The sequence below is a fragment of the Synechococcus sp. ROS8604 genome (genome assembly GCF_014279655.1).
Lineage (GTDB): Bacteria > Cyanobacteriota > Cyanobacteriia > PCC-6307 > Cyanobiaceae > Synechococcus_C.
Genome location: NZ_CP047946.1, coordinates 2,528,815 through 2,543,244 on the forward strand (window position 1 = coordinate 2,528,815; position 14,430 = coordinate 2,543,244).

Annotated in this window: 13 protein-coding genes; 6 read left to right on the forward strand and 7 right to left on the reverse strand. The window is 54.4% G+C overall.

The window, feature by feature from the left end:
- Positions 1–600 precede the first annotated feature (600 nt).
- The 4 genes from SynROS8604_RS13730 to SynROS8604_RS13745 all read right to left on the reverse strand — a co-directional run bounded on the left by SynROS8604_RS13730 (position 601) and on the right by SynROS8604_RS13745 (position 5,418).
- Positions 601–1,401 carry an inositol monophosphatase family protein gene (locus SynROS8604_RS13730; RefSeq protein ID WP_186544405.1) on the reverse strand — a complete coding sequence of 267 codons (801 nt, stop codon included), beginning with the start codon at positions 1,399–1,401 and terminating at the stop codon, positions 601–603.
- Positions 1,402–1,406: 5 nt separating this feature from the next.
- Positions 1,407–3,005, reverse strand: a complete 1,599-nt coding sequence (locus SynROS8604_RS13735) for a TolC family protein (RefSeq protein ID WP_186545996.1) — start codon at positions 3,003–3,005, stop codon at positions 1,407–1,409.
- 141 nt (positions 3,006–3,146) lie between these two features.
- Positions 3,147–4,544, reverse strand: a complete 1,398-nt coding sequence (locus tag SynROS8604_RS13740; protein ID WP_186544406.1) for a TIGR03279 family radical SAM protein — start codon at positions 4,542–4,544, stop codon at positions 3,147–3,149.
- Between the two features lie 22 nt (positions 4,545–4,566).
- The gene (locus tag SynROS8604_RS13745) at positions 4,567–5,418 is read right to left on the reverse strand and encodes an undecaprenyl-diphosphate phosphatase (protein WP_186544407.1); all 852 of its coding nucleotides are present in this window, start codon (positions 5,416–5,418) and stop codon (positions 4,567–4,569) included.
- A 126-nt stretch (positions 5,419–5,544) separates the two neighbouring features.
- On the opposite strand from SynROS8604_RS13745, the gene SynROS8604_RS13750 reads away from it, so the two are divergent.
- From SynROS8604_RS13750 to nadB, 3 genes are all read left to right on the forward strand, one after another.
- Complete coding sequence (locus SynROS8604_RS13750) at positions 5,545–6,291, forward strand: DUF3120 domain-containing protein (RefSeq protein WP_370586518.1); 747 nt, start codon at positions 5,545–5,547, stop codon at positions 6,289–6,291.
- Positions 6,292–6,403: 112 nt separating this feature from the next.
- On the forward strand, positions 6,404–6,781 hold the full coding sequence (gene psbU / locus SynROS8604_RS13755; protein WP_186544408.1) for a photosystem II complex extrinsic protein PsbU: 378 nt from the start codon (positions 6,404–6,406) through the stop codon (positions 6,779–6,781).
- Between the two features lie 48 nt (positions 6,782–6,829).
- Complete coding sequence (nadB, locus tag SynROS8604_RS13760; protein ID WP_186544409.1) at positions 6,830–8,509, forward strand: L-aspartate oxidase; 1,680 nt, start codon at positions 6,830–6,832, stop codon at positions 8,507–8,509.
- Between the two features lie 16 nt (positions 8,510–8,525).
- Here nadB and SynROS8604_RS13765 read toward each other — a convergent pair whose 3' ends face one another.
- Complete coding sequence (locus tag SynROS8604_RS13765) at positions 8,526–9,467, reverse strand: vitamin K epoxide reductase family protein (RefSeq protein WP_186544410.1); 942 nt, start codon at positions 9,465–9,467, stop codon at positions 8,526–8,528.
- Between the two features lie 113 nt (positions 9,468–9,580).
- On the opposite strand from SynROS8604_RS13765, the gene rimO reads away from it, so the two are divergent.
- Positions 9,581–10,978 carry a 30S ribosomal protein S12 methylthiotransferase RimO gene (gene rimO, locus SynROS8604_RS13770; RefSeq protein WP_186544411.1) on the forward strand — a complete coding sequence of 466 codons (1,398 nt, stop codon included), beginning with the start codon at positions 9,581–9,583 and terminating at the stop codon, positions 10,976–10,978.
- Positions 10,975–12,204 (forward strand): MFS transporter, encoded by a 1,230-nt coding sequence (locus SynROS8604_RS13775; RefSeq protein WP_186544412.1) that lies wholly within the window; start codon positions 10,975–10,977, stop codon positions 12,202–12,204. Before rimO ends, SynROS8604_RS13775 begins: the two co-directional genes overlap by 4 nt.
- Here the strand turns inward: SynROS8604_RS13775 and SynROS8604_RS13780 are convergent.
- Positions 12,191–12,283, reverse strand: coding sequence for a hypothetical protein (locus tag SynROS8604_RS13780; protein WP_006854551.1), 93 nt, complete (start codon positions 12,281–12,283; stop codon positions 12,191–12,193). The genes SynROS8604_RS13775 and SynROS8604_RS13780 overlap by 14 nt on opposite strands.
- Before the next feature lie 156 nt (positions 12,284–12,439).
- Here SynROS8604_RS13780 and SynROS8604_RS13785 point away from each other — a divergent pair, with 156 nt between their 5' ends.
- Positions 12,440–14,014: a B12-binding domain-containing radical SAM protein gene (locus SynROS8604_RS13785; protein ID WP_006854552.1), complete on the forward strand. Its 1,575-nt coding sequence runs from the start codon at positions 12,440–12,442 to the stop codon at positions 14,012–14,014.
- Between the two features lie 4 nt (positions 14,015–14,018).
- On the opposite strand, the gene SynROS8604_RS13790 is transcribed toward SynROS8604_RS13785, so the two are convergent.
- On the reverse strand, positions 14,019–14,417 hold the full coding sequence (locus SynROS8604_RS13790) for a DUF4346 domain-containing protein (protein ID WP_186544413.1): 399 nt from the start codon (positions 14,415–14,417) through the stop codon (positions 14,019–14,021).
- Between the last annotated feature and the right edge of the window lie 13 nt (positions 14,418–14,430).

Consider the following 14,430-nt stretch of genomic DNA (forward strand, 5'->3'; position numbering starts at 1 on the left):
ATCCCTTTTGGCTTTCACCTCAGATTGACTTGCTTCACCCACATCCCAGCACTGGCGTACTGGTTGCAGTTGTCGCCCCCTTCCTCTGACAGAAGGATTCACAAGAGTGCAAATTTAGAATTTCTTCCTCGTTTGACTTTCCGGGATCTCAGATCCGGTCGTTGCTCCACATTGCGCACACCGACAACTCAAAAGTTCGTGAAAACTTTCAAGTTGTAAGCACAATGCTTCTCTGCAACTAAAATTTTGTTGACGGGACCTCACACCTTTATCGCACTATCATTTAGCCAGACTAAAAACCTTGCGGCCTTCAGTTCAAACTAAACGCGATAAAAGCGTCAGTTCCTAAACTTTTAAATTGTCCAGGTTCTGGCTTTGCGTCCCCTTTCAGAGACGTGCCGCCTGCGGTCTCGCGACCGCTTGTGAAACCTACAACATCGTGGGATCGCTCCCTCAATCTCGTAAGCACCCGCTGAACACTTCAAGCTTTCGCTCTTCGCGTCCCTCGGCTGCGCTTCGGAGCAGTGCTCCCCTGCGCAGTCCAAAACCATAACCCATTCACTGCCCTTTCTGCAAGACTTGAGCCAAAAGGAACAAAGCTCACCCTTTCAGCAGAGACTGTCCCCAAGGCGCCAAGCGCTCCAGCTGCTTCTGAGAGCCAGCCGCGACGACAGGGAAGCCCATCTCCGAGAGATCGCATCCTGGTTGCAAATGAGCTGGCTGAGGGCCTAGCCAAATCAGTGGGCAGCCCAGTTCGGTCAGCACGAGCCAAGCTGCTGCTAGATCCCAAATTTTGGGAGTGGCCTCGAGCGCACCGGCGGTTTGCCCCATCGCCACACTCACCAAATTGAGGCTTGCAACACCCAAGAGACGAATTTTTCCAGGGAAGGACTGGTCAGGTCTTTTCTGAAGAACGCGAATGGATCGACTGCAAAGCGAGACGCAAGCACTACCAGCCGCAACCCTGCTCTCAGGAGTCAAACGTTTGTTATTCCGCCAAGCCCCCTTCCCTCGAATCGCCACGATCCTCTGACGCAAGGAAGGAATGTCGAGAAACGCCTCCGATGGCTCACCATCCACAAAGCGTGCGATCGAGATAGCCCAGTAGGGAATCCCAGCCGCAAAATTGGTGGTTCCATCCAATGGATCAACCACCCAGTAAGCCCTGGACGACGGACACTCCTGGCTTCCCTCTTCGCTGAGCACCCCCTCACCAGGAGCAATCTCTTCTAATCCCTGAACAAAGGCAGCATCGCTCCAGCGATCACAGGCGGTGATCAAACTTCCATCAGGTTTGATGTCGGACACGATGTGTCCAAAATCATTGCGCTGACGTTCAGCAACTTGATCGATCAACCGATGCACTCGATCAAGTTGCTGAGATGTAAGCGGGTTAGACACCCCGTTTAACCCTGAACGATAGGAACAGGCGCTTCACAAGGAGGACGATTGGGTTGCGACTCAATCGGAATATCAAGATCGACCTGATTTGGCTTCGTAGCCGGCAAATTCAGAGCTGGGCAAGCAAGAACTTGATCAAGCCCAGTACGACGGCGCAGTTGAGCAATACTGATGTTGTAGTCCGTGATCGCGTTGGCGTATCGGACCTCGGCATTTGTGAGATCACGCTGAGTATCCACAACTTCTCTTTGAGTAGTTACACCAGCTTGAAAGCGGAGGCGCGCTAGTCGCAGCGACTCAGCCGATGAGAGTACCTCAGTGGAAGTGGTATGAATGTTTTGGGAAGATTCACGAAGGTTATAAAAACTATCTTCTACTTCAGAACGAATGCGATCGCGCTCAGACGCAAAGTTAAATTTGCTCTCTTCTGCACGCTGCTTATTTCGGCGGTATTGGGCACGGGCACGCCCACCATCAAAAATGGCCCATGTTGCATTGAGTCCGACTGCGTTGCTGTAATTCCAGTTGTAATCAGCCATATCGATGGAGCCAGTTCGGTTGGCTTGGCCTTGATTCTTGCTCGTATTGAAATTATTAAAAATGCTCAATACCGGTTGAACAGCAGCTAAAGCAGCATTAGCGTTGCTGTTATTAATTGAGATATCGAGGATGAATTGATCCAGTTCTTCCCGAAACGCATAGGCCGCGATAATGCTTTCTTGAAGGGATGGTTGCCAAATCCCGATTACTCGAGAGGGATTCGCCGCGGTAGGGGTGACATCTTGTGGAAGATCGAGAAGAGCCGCCAAGGATCTACGAGCTCGGGCCTGCCCCCCAAGACCGTCTGTAAGGACCTGGCGGTCTCTAGACAATTGTGTTTGAGCTTCTAAGACTTCTAATTTAGTTGCGACTCCAGCCTGATAACGCGCACGAGCATCGCGCAAGCTCAAAAGCGAAGCACGCACTGACTCCTGGCCAATTCGTACTTGTTCATCCTGACGCTGGAGCTGGAAATAACTTGTTGAGGATTGCAGCCTCAGCTCTCTCAACGCAATCAGATAGGCGTCACTGGCCTTCTCAAAATTGTCTCGTGCAGCTGAAATTTGTGGAACCCTCACAGGATCGATCAAGTTCCACTGCACCTGGGCAGAAAAACTGGCTGACCAGCGACTTGTGTAGGTGTTGGGTTGTCGTATCGGATCCCCGGTTTCGGGGATAACAGAATTTGCACCAATAAAATCTGGATTTCGATATTGCTCACCCTCCAGATATTGAGGCAGTCCATTTGCTGTGAGGTTTACAGTGGGATACCACGCTGAAATTGCAGCGAGCACTGCGGATTTGGCCTGTTCAACCTGACTTGCAGCAGCCTTCAAACTGGGATTATTGACTTCAACAAGTCGCTCAACCTCCGCGAGAGTTAGTGGGCGTAATTCGCGAATCGTGACCTGGGAAGGAAGATCGGGTAGAGCAAGACTGTCAGGTGATTTCAGCGCATCCAAGTCCTCAGGAAGCGTTGTCGCAGCGGGCGCCATGACCGATGGATCTGCCTTGGGACGTGATCCTTTGAGGTCGATGGCATTTGGAAGCGTCGACTGATCCATCAATGAGGATTCAGCTGTTGCGAATTCATCTTCCGCAACCTGAGCGAGGGCAGTGGATGCAGCCAAGGCAGGCAAACAACCTGCAACGAAGACGATATGAGCAGCTATCCGGAACACAACAAAACCATTATTTTCTGGATTTTATATGCTTTTTTCTAGTGAGCCGAGTGTGTAGGCCACGATCTCAGCTGCTCCATGCACGATTCGGATCGGAACCGGCAAGGTCGCTCGTAATTGATCCAAGGTCATGTCGTCCAAGAACACCGGATCGCCTTGGCGGAGCATGACGGAAGGCAGCAAAAGCTGATCACCAAGGTCCTGATCCAACAGGCCATCAAGGAGGTCTTGTCCAGTTAGCAAACCAGTAACAACCTGATCTTGCCCCCAGTAGGGGCTTGGGAGGCCATGCAAGCTGAGCTGAACTCCCTCCACCGCATTGAGCCTCTGCAAGACAGGCTCCAGGGCATTGGCAACCAAGCGTCCCACCACCCAGCTGCTTCTCACTGGTGTCTCAACAGACTGGGGAAGATTGTTGGTGGCCTCATCCAGCGAAGCGAGAAACGCCCGGATACTGCCAACCCCATTTTCCTGCTGCGGAAAGTCTTCGTAGCTCGCGCGTGAGGGCAACGACAACCCCGCAATCAAGTACCACTCGTCTGAAAGCCAAGCAAAATTGCTCTCAAATTTGAGCTGAAACTCCTTCTGAAGAGGTTCCACCGCGGCAATCACCTTCCTGGCATCCACTGGAGTGACCGCACGTAAGCCATCAGATGCCGGCCGGAACCGAGTCAGGCCAACCGGAACAACGGCGACAGAGAGCACTGCAGGCCAGTCACCGCTGGCAAATTGTGCCAAGTCCTGAATGGTGCGCAGCAGAGCCTCTCCATCGTTTTGATCGGGGCACACCACCACTTGCGCGTGGATCTGCAAATCGCGTTCGGAGAACCAAGTCAGTTGCTGCATCAGCTGACCGGCGCGTGGATTCTGCAAAAGGCTCGAGCGCAGGTCAGGGTCCGTGGCATGGACAGAAACGAATAACGGCGACAGACGCTGTTGTTCAATCCTTTGCCAATCGGAATCACTGAGATTCGTCAGGGTGAGGTATGAGCCATAGAGAAAACTCAAGCGATAGTCGTCGTCCTTGAGATAAAGGCTGCTGCGATGGCCAGGTGGCTGCTGATCGATGAAGCAAAAGGCACAGGCGTTGCTGCACTGACGCAATCCATCGAACAAGGCTTCTGTAAATGCCAGCCCTAGGCCGTCGTCCTCATCCTTTTCCAGATCCACCTGATGGAGCGCCCCTGCTGCATCGCGAATCTCTAAATGCAACTCTTCTTCAACAATCAAATAGCGGTAATCGATCAGATCGCGAGGGCGAACACCATTGATGCTCAACAGCTGATCGCCCGGCTCAAAGCCAAGGTCCTCTCCGATCGATCCCGGCTCGACCGATGCCACCACAGCCGGTGAGGGCTGGCGAGAGGCACGATCCGGATCAAGAGCCGCAACAGCAACACCGGCAGAAGGTTCATTCCACACGGGGGGGCACGGTCAACTTCGTTCAGTTTGATGCCGAACCAGACCACCAGACCAGAAGAAGCACACCAAACAGCAACCGGTACACCACAAAAACCCAGGTGCTGTGGCTCTGGAGATACTTAATGAGCCAGTCGATGGCAAGCCAGGACACCACTGCCGCAGAGCAGATCCCCACGAAAACAGGCAATACCCCCCCCGCGCTGGGCTCTGAGAAGGCGTCTTTCAGTTCCACCAATCCTGCAATCGTGATGGCAGGAATCCCTAACAGAAAGGAGAAGCGCGCTGCATCTGCGCGCTTCCATCCATCAAAAAGGGATGCCGTGAGCGTGCTTCCCGAACGAGAAACGCCAGGGATCAGCGCCAGAACCTGGGCTAAGCCCACCACCAATCCATCGCGTCCTTCCACCTGAGTGAGCTGCTTCAGGCGTGGCCCCAGCCGTTCAGCGAGACCCAAGAGAAGCGCCATCACAATCGACACCACGGCAATGGCCGGGACACTTCGCAATGGAGAACTTGCGTAGCCAGGCCAAAACAACTTGATGCACAAGCCTGCAATCAAAATGGGCACGGTGCCGATCGCCATCGCAATCCCAAGCCGCGCCTCAGGCTCACGCCATTGACCGCGGCGAAACGCTCCACTGATGCCTTTCAGCACTCCGGCCAAATCCTCTCGGAAGTAGGCAATGACAGCCACGATGCTGCCCAGCTGAATCACAGCAGTCACCGAAACGCCAGGGTCACCCCATCCGGCAAGAACAGGGACCACCTTGAGGTGGGCCGTACTGCTAATCGGCAAAAATTCCGTTAGCCCCTGGACGACACCAAGCACAAAATCACGCCAGCAAGCTTCAAGCAGTCCTGGATCTGTCGTCAAAGCGCTCTTTTCGATGAAGGCAATACGACTATGTATGAGCAACCGGCCTTCGGACCTAGATCCCGAAGATGGGTTCAAATCTTCTAATCTTCGAATTCTTTCACTGCCTTATCCGGGAGAGCCCTTTTGCTGAGTGGTCTGATTCAGACGCCAACAACGGAGAAGAAGACCCTGGTTATTTCCCAGGTTCCATCGGTTTCGTTTCCTCGCTCGTTGTCCATTTGGGCATCGGCGTTGGTTGTTCTGCCAGTCTTCCTCCAGGCACCCTGGGTTCGCTTTCATCCCTTTAGCTCCTGCCTCTTCACCGCAGTCCTACTGACAACGGGGATCGTGGCCGTGCAGGTTGGCAATCCTGCTTGGAAGCGAGCGGGAACCCTGCTGGTGGGGTTCAGCGGCAGTTGGCTGGCTGGCACCCTGTTCTGGGGATGGCTGCGCATGCATCCGGTGTGGCATTTACCCATAGAGGCCATTGCTCTACCGCTCGCCATTGGCGGGCTGAAGAGTCGTTGGAAACTGAGCTGTTCCTTTTATTTAGCCTCACTCCTGGGCACCGCCTTCACCGATATCACCATGGCACTGACTGGGGTCATGTCGTTTTGGCCAGAGGTTGTTCAAGCCACATCGAGCGAAGCCCCCTATCTACTTAGCGAAGCAGCAAAGCTGGTTTTGCAGCCTGTTTCTCTCTTGGTCCTGTTTGCAGCCGCAGGGCTGATCCTCTGGTTGTCAAAACAGTTTTGGAAGCAATCAGCCAGGCCTTCAGAGCAACAAGAGGCTTGGAGAGTGGCCGCTGCTGTCCTTTCCACCACTTTATTTATCGATGCTTTGTTTCTTTTGCTCTCCCTCTCAGTCCCAAGCCTGAGCGGTCTGATCTGAAACGAACTGCGAACGCCTGACTGCCCTGAGGCAGTAAAAGGGTTCTGCACTTGTATGGTTTCCGTACCGGCGCTGCCGGAAGTTATATTCCGAATCCCGACGGAGAGTTCAGATGAAGCGCCTGTTGTCCTGGCTGACGGGCTTGGTTGTGATCGCTGGCCTACTGATAGGCCTTCTCGTTCCCCCCAGTGTTTCTGCCGCTGAGATCAGAAATGTCGCAGACGACAAACTCGCCGAACGTGGCGACAAGGTTGATCTAAACAATTCTTCTGTGCGCCGCTTTCAGCAATTTCCTGGGATGTACCCCACCTTCGCGGGAAAAATTGTTCTCGGAGGTCCCTACGAAAACGTCGATGACGTTTTAGAGCTCGACCTTTCAGAACGTCAAAAAGAATTGTTCGAGAAATACCGCGACAATTTTGTGGTCACAGCTCCATCGATTGCTCTCAACGAGGGCTTCGATCGCATCAACGACGGTCAGTACCGTTAACGCTGATCCAAGCTTGAACCGCCAGGTGCACTGGCGGTTTTTGCTCCCATGAGCAGCCACTCAACCTCTATCGATCAGATTGCGCCTGGGCCCTGGGATGTGATCGTGATTGGCGCCGGTGCTGCCGGACTGATGACATGTTTGGAGCTTCCAGCGGGGCTTCGGGTCCTGCTCCTCAATCGAAACACGAGTAGGCGATCGTCGAGTCGCTGGGCTCAAGGAGGAATCGCGGCCGTCACCCGTTCCAACGACAACGCTGGAAGCCACGGCGAAGACACCGTGAGAGCAGGAGCTGGGCTATGTGATGGCGATGCAGTGCGCCTGTTGGTTGATGAGGCCCCGCAAAGCGTGCTCAGACTTCAAGAGCTCGGCATGGAGTTTGATCGCAACCCGGATGGATCCCTCGCGACCACCCTGGAGGCGGCCCACAGTCATCGAAGGGTTCTGCATGTGCAGGACCGTACGGGCAAAGCCTTGGTCGATGTCTTGCGAGAACGCGTGGATGCTCGTCCTGGCTTGCAGCATCGCCGAGGAGTACGGGTCACCCAGCTGTGGGTGCAAGACAATCGCTGCTGTGGCGTCCAGGTACTCGAAGGCCCCAGGCTTCACTGGATTCCTGCCCGTGCTGTGGTCTTAGCCACCGGCGGTGGCGGGCACCTTTACACCAATACGACCAACCCAGCACAGGCCTGCGGCGAAGGTGTTGCGCTGGCCTGGCAAGCGGGAGCGGCCATCGAAGATCTGGAATTCATTCAGTTCCATCCCACAGCCCTCAAGCTTGAACATGCACCCTGCTTCTTGATCTCTGAGGCCGTCCGCGGAGAGGGGGCTCTCCTTGTCGACGCCCTGGGACAAAGCCCCGTCCAAGAACTACCTGGAAAAGACTTAGCCCCAAGAGATCAGGTCAGTCGCGCTCTGGTTCGTCGCATGCAGGCCCAGGGCGTCGCTCATATGGGCCTGGACCTCACCCCCATCGACGCTGAAACGTTGCAACGGCGGTTCCCCAACATCCTTGAACGCTGCCACAACTTTGGAATCAACCCAGAACAACAGCCCATTCCAGTGGCTCCAGCAGCCCACTATTGGATGGGAGGTGTCGCCACCGATTTGAAAGCGACAACCAGCCTTCAAGGCCTTTATGCCGTTGGCGAAGTGGCCTGCACTGGTCTGCATGGAGCCAATCGCCTCGCCAGCAACTCTTTAATGGAATGCCTTGTCTTCGCAAGGCAATTGCGTGACATCGACCTTAGCGATCCACTCTCAAAAGCCACCACCGAGGAACGACGCAAGGAAACACCATCAGACAACGTTCAGGATCATCAAGCGTTCAGCGAACAAGAGCTAAGCCAATCCATCCAGTGGCTGAGATCAGAGTGCTGGCGTGTGGCCGGCGTTGACCGATCAGCTCATGGCATGAGGGACGTGTTGACAACGCTGCAGAAAGCAACGCCAATCTTGGAAGCGATGACTCCCCTCAAGTTGATGCAGCAACAACATCCTGAGCGGAGCACCCTTCTCGATGAAAGCAGGCGGGCAGAGCTGAACCTGATGTTGGATCTGCTTCATCGCCAGCAAGCGAGTTCTTTGCTGTTGGAGGCTTGCTTGTTCCGAAAGGAAAGCAGGGGCGGACACTTCCGTAATGACACCCCAGCCCCCTTACCTCAATGGTGCCGGCATAGCCGCCAAATAAAAGGCCAAGCCATCGGAACGAGAGCAGTGACCTCTTAGGGGTTGGTTCTTGTGTTTAGAAGTCTTTGGGGCCCTGATATCCAGACAGACGAGCGAGATCTGGAAGCTTTTTCACACCAGAGTCCAGCTCTCCGTTGATCTCCCAGGTTGGGAATCCCTCAATGCCCTTGCTCTGGCAAAGCTTGGCTTCGTTGTTTTGACCTGTTGGGGCACATTCAACAACTTTGAGGGTTTTTGCAGCTTCCTTCCCAAACATCTCCTTCTGTTCGTGGCAATGGGGGCACCAATAGGCGCTGTACATGACTGCTCCAGAGGCCGTGAGGTGTTCTGCAAGAGAGATTTTGGCTGGGTTGCTCTCCGAAACAACCGCTGGAGCTGCACCAGGGCCTGTTGCGGCGGCATCCGGACGGGCAGGATCCAGCACGGAAGCCCAAATCAGGCCACCAAGCAACACGGCAAGAGCGAGAAGGAAACCTCGAAACAACAGTTGGGAGGGGTCGTCCCATCCACCTCCAACCAATGACAACACCAACAAGCAGAGGGAGAGCAGAGCCGAAAGAACGCAGAAAAAACAGAAGGCCTGGATCTTGATCACCATCAGACCCACGAGCACCAGGCTGAACACAGCCATCACAAGGGAGACCGTGAACAAGCCCCACCAGGTGCGACGAGACAAGTCAGCTTTGTTCTCCGACAAACCTGGGAGCAAAGGCACAACCGCCATGACCAGGACTGCGAGATACCCGATCAAGCCTGCAAAAGAGAGGGGAATGCTGAACCCATCTCCCTGAAACAACGTGCCCCAGGGACTATTCAGGACCTTGTCGCAACCACCCGCGCCCATCGGGCAGGTGAGATCCCCCAGCACTCCCCAAAACTTCAGGGTGATCGAACCCGTATCGATCACGCCGACCGTGGCCAAAACGGCCATCACAATTCGGACCCATTTCGAACCTTGGTCCTGCCGGCGTCGGCTGGTGAGACGCTGAGTTGCCATCAAAGGCGATCAATTACACCTAATTTTGGCAGCAAAGCGTGAGCAATTCAGCGTTGAAGCATGGGTGTCATCCGTTCATCCGCTCCTAAAGTGAGGGATTGCAGGGTCATGCCATGGCCGGGGACGCCAAAACAGGCAACAGCCTTTCGGAACGGCCCACCGTGGCCTTCGCCCATCTGGGCTGCGAGAAAAATCGCGTGGATACAGAGCACATGCTCGGACTTCTCGCTGAGGCCGGCTATGGGGTGAGCAGCGATGAAAACGACGCCAACCTGGTGGTGGTGAATACCTGCAGCTTCATTCAAGACGCCCGCGAAGAATCCGTACGGACCCTTGTGGGACTTGCAGAGCAAGGCAAGAAGCTGATCATTGCCGGATGCTTGGCCCAGCATTTTCAGGACGAGCTTCTGGAGTCGATACCAGAGGCAAAAGCGATCGTGGGCACCGGTGACTATCAGCACATTGTGGAGGTGCTGCAGCAGGTAGAAGCCGGTGAGCGGGTGAACCGCGTCAGTGAGACGCCAACGTTTGTGGCCGACGAAAACCTGCCTCGTTACCGCACCACTGGTGAAGCCGTTGCCTACTTGAAAGTTGCTGAGGGCTGCGACTACCGCTGCGCGTTTTGCATCATTCCCCATCTGCGCGGAAATCAACGCTCAAGAACGATCGAATCAATCGTGGCTGAAGCCCATCAGCTGGCAGCACAAGGGGTTCAAGAATTGATCCTGATCAGTCAGATCACCACCAATTACGGATTGGACCTCTACGGCAAACCCCGCCTTGCCGACCTTCTCAAGGCACTCGGCGACGTGGAGATCCCCTGGATTCGCGTGCACTACGCCTATCCCACGGGCCTCACGCCTGAGGTTCTTGCGGCCTATCGCGATGTTCCCAATGTGCTGCCCTATCTGGATTTACCGCTTCAGCACAGCCATCCTGAGGTGTTGAGAGCGATGAATCGCCCTTGGCAAGCCGATGTCAATGAACGATTGCTGGATCAGATTCGTGAACAACTGCCTGAGGCCATTCTTCGCACCACATTGATTGTGGGATTTCCCGGCGAAACAGAGGAACAATTCGAACATTTGGCCGGATTTTTAGAACGTCAACGCTTTGATCACGTTGGCATCTTCACCTTCTCGCCAGAAGACGGCACGGCGGCTGCAACCCTCCCAAATTCAGTCCCTGAGGAGATTGCCATCGCGCGCAAGGACAAGTTGATGACCTTGCAACAGCCCATTTCCGCTGCTCGCAATGCCTCTTGGATTGGCAAAACCGTGGATGTTTTAGTGGAGCAACACAATCCCTCCACCGGGGAAATGATTGGCCGATGTTCCCGATTCGCGCCGGAAGTGGACGGAGAAGTGCTGGTGCAGCCAGGGGATAACGGACTGCAAGTCCATCCCGGAACCATGGTGCCGGTTCAGATCACAGGCGCAGACATCTATGACCTCACAGGCCGAGTGGTCGGTGCTGCTCACATGGTCGCCGCAGCTCGCGGTGCGACGTGAACAGAAGCCCCAGCTGGCATGAACGGCAACGCACCATTTTTCTCATTGCCTCAGGGTTAAGCACAGCTGGTTCTTTCGCAGGTCTCACCGCCAAAGGTTGGATCTTGATGAGCGGCACCGACAACGCCATGTTGCTCGCCCTGCATTTTGCAGCTCTCTCACTCCCGACCCTGATCGTGAGTGGAGCCGCGGGTGTTCGCACCGATCGAATCGGCTGCGAGCAGGTGCTCATTCAGGCGCAGTGGGCGCTCCTCGGAGCAGGGCTCCTTGGGGCCCTATCGATTCCTCTTTTGGAGGGAACAGCCCAGGTTGCTGTGCTGCTCGCCAGCACCCTGCTCATGGGGATTGCCAGTGCCTACGAACTCACTGCCCGCAACAAATACTGCGCCTTGCTGGTGGATGACCCACGCACATTGGCGCCGTACCTCACCAGTTTTTCGGTGGTTTTCAATGTTGGGAAATTAGTCGGACCTCCGATCGGGGGGTGGCTTGTGGCTTTGACGGGACCAGCCACAGCCCTCAGCCTCGATGCCCTCACCTATTTATTACCCATTGCCAGCGTGATCTGGCTGCTGAAGCCAAACCGATCGATTGAACAACTCAGCAGCACGACAAGCTCCACCACTTTGAAGGCTGCCTGGAAAGAATGCGGACCCGTTTTACGGCACGTGCTCAAGTTCACAGGCTTGATCTGCATCGTGGGGTTCTTTCACCCAGGCCTGGCACCCCTGATTGCCGCCGACACCCTCGGTCCAAGCCCTCAAGACCTCGGTTTATTCACAAGTGTGCTGGCCGCAGGAAGCATCACCGGTGGGATTGTCTTGCAACGCAACAGCCACAAATTCAGCAGCCGTCCCGGCCTCACGCTCGGTTGTTTCGGCTTGATTACAGCGATCGCTCAACTTGGAATGGCCAGCAGCAAATTTGTTCCCATCGTGCTGTTGATGGTTTGGCTGATTGGCGCTGGAACCGCTGGACTTCTCAGTAGCGCCAATTTGATCACCCAGGTTGGCTCAAAGCAGGTGCTCAGAGGACGGATGGCCGGATTAAGCCAAATCGCTTTTCTGGGTGGTGGAGGGTTAAGTGGCCTGATCGCAGCTCAACTCACAATCAGTCTTGGACTGCAAACAACATTCGCGATTGCAGGAGGAATTGGCCTGATTCTCTCCTTAGGTGAGATCTGGCGTCGCGGTGGAATGCCGATGAACGAAATCAAATCAGCTTGATGCCGCGCAGAATCGTGCTGAGAACAAAAGCTGCGACCAAACCGGCAGCCACAAGACCCAAATAGATGGCGACGCCCATAACAGACACAGATTGCAGTAACCATTAGATCAGAAACCTTGCCGAGATGCTTGCAAACACGCTTAAGCTTGTACGCATCGAAATCTACGGATTAATATCCGGTCTGCATTGAGGGTTGGCCGGCTTCCCAGAACGCTTAGCTCTCCCGATACCACCATGCGCACCCTTTTCGTCTATCCCCAATTTCCCAAGACGTTCTGGAGTTACGAAAAAATTCTGGAACTGGTCAACAGAAAGGTGTTGCTACCGCCTTTAGGCCTCGTCACGGTTGCAGCCCTCCTTCCCCAGGAATGGGAGATGAAGTTGGTGGATCGCAACGTGCGCGAAGTGACCTCTGCCGAATGGGATTGGGCCGAGCTGGTGGTGATCTCAGGAATGATCGTCCAGAAGGACGACATGCAACAACAGATCAACGAAGCAAGGAGTCGTGGGATTCCAGTAGCGGTTGGAGGCCCCTACGCCAGCTCCACCCCTGATGCGCCAGAAATTGCGGACGCCGATTTCAAAATCTTGGATGAGGGGGAAATCACCCTGCCCCTGTTTATCGAAGCCATCCAGAGGGGGGATCGCAGCGGTCGGTTCAGCGCAGAAGGAGAAAAGCCTGATGTGACCTCCACCCCAATCCCCCGCTTTGACCTGCTGCAGCTCGAGGCCTATGACTCCATGAGCGTCCAGTTCTCGCGGGGCTGTCCATTCAATTGCGAATTTTGCGACATCATCGTTCTCTACGGACGCAAACCACGCACCAAAACACCTGAGCAGTTGGTTGCTGAATTGCAATCGCTTTATGACCTTGGATGGAGGCGTTCGATCTTCCTGGTCGATGACAATTTCATCGGCAACAAGCGCAACGCGAAGCTTTTGCTGCCGCAAATCAAAGCCTGGCAAGAAGACCGTGGCTACCCATTCAGTTTTGCAACTGAGGCATCCGTCGATCTAGCCGATGACGACGAAATGATGCGAATGATGCACGAAGCTCGTTTTGAAAGCGTGTTCCTTGGCATTGAAACCCCCGATGAAGCCAGCCTAGAAACCGCGAGAAAAGTTCAAAACACTCGCAATCCACTTGATGCCGCTGTTGACCGCATTACGGCCAATGGCATTCGGGTGATGGCTGGATTCATCATTGGTTTCGACGGAGAAAAAGATGGTGCTGGCTTACGTATCGTTGATTTCGTAACCCGTACAGGAATTCCTGCAGCCATGATGGGAATGCTGCAAGCCCTTCCCAACACAGCCCTATGGCATCGTCTTGAAAAAGAAGGTCGCTTGATTCAAGACGAATCGGCTGCCAAGGGTGTTAACCAAACGAATTTGCTTAATTTTAAACCAACCCGACCCATTCGTGACATTGCCAACGAATATGTCGAAGCATTTTGCACGCTTTACGAACCCAATGCCTACATGGATCGGGTTTATTCCTACTACTTAAAAATGGGAGCGCCACGCTGGAAAGGAACCAGCAAGTTGCCTACCTGGACTGATATCAAAGCACTATCGATCGTGATCTGGCGTCAAGGCCTAAAACGCGATACTCGCGGGCGCTTTTGGCGCTATCTGTTTGGAATGGCTCGCCAGAATCCAGCCATGCTTGAGCAGTTCATCGTTGTCCTTGCACACAACGAACATTTCATGGAGTACAGAGCAATTGTGCAACAGGAAATCCGTGAGCAGCTGGAATCATTGCCACCAGAAGAACCCAGCAACTCTCGCGAGCTTCAGCCTGTTTGAGGGATTAATCCTGAACGTAAGGACTTCCTTCGCGCAAACACTGTTCTGCCTTCTGAAGTTCCCGACCCAAATACATCGCATGATCCAAACGGCTTAGGGGATGGTTTCCGTCCCCTTCGCACAAGGCAATCCCCAATTCTTTTGCCGTACGCCCACGCAACACGGCCGTGGGCGTTCTAGGACCACCCTTCCGGCAAGCAATCACTTCCCCGGAATCTGGATCCCGCGCAAGGCCTTGCTCATCAATCGTGTTGCCGTAGTGCTCAACAACCAATTCAGCGGCAGCAACATCCACGCGAATCAAGAAATAACCCAACGGATCTAAGGCTATAAATCGCTGCGACAACTGATCATCCAGCTGAGCACAGGCGTTGAGGTCTATGGCACTGTTGGTCTGGTTCAATCTGGCTGCAAGG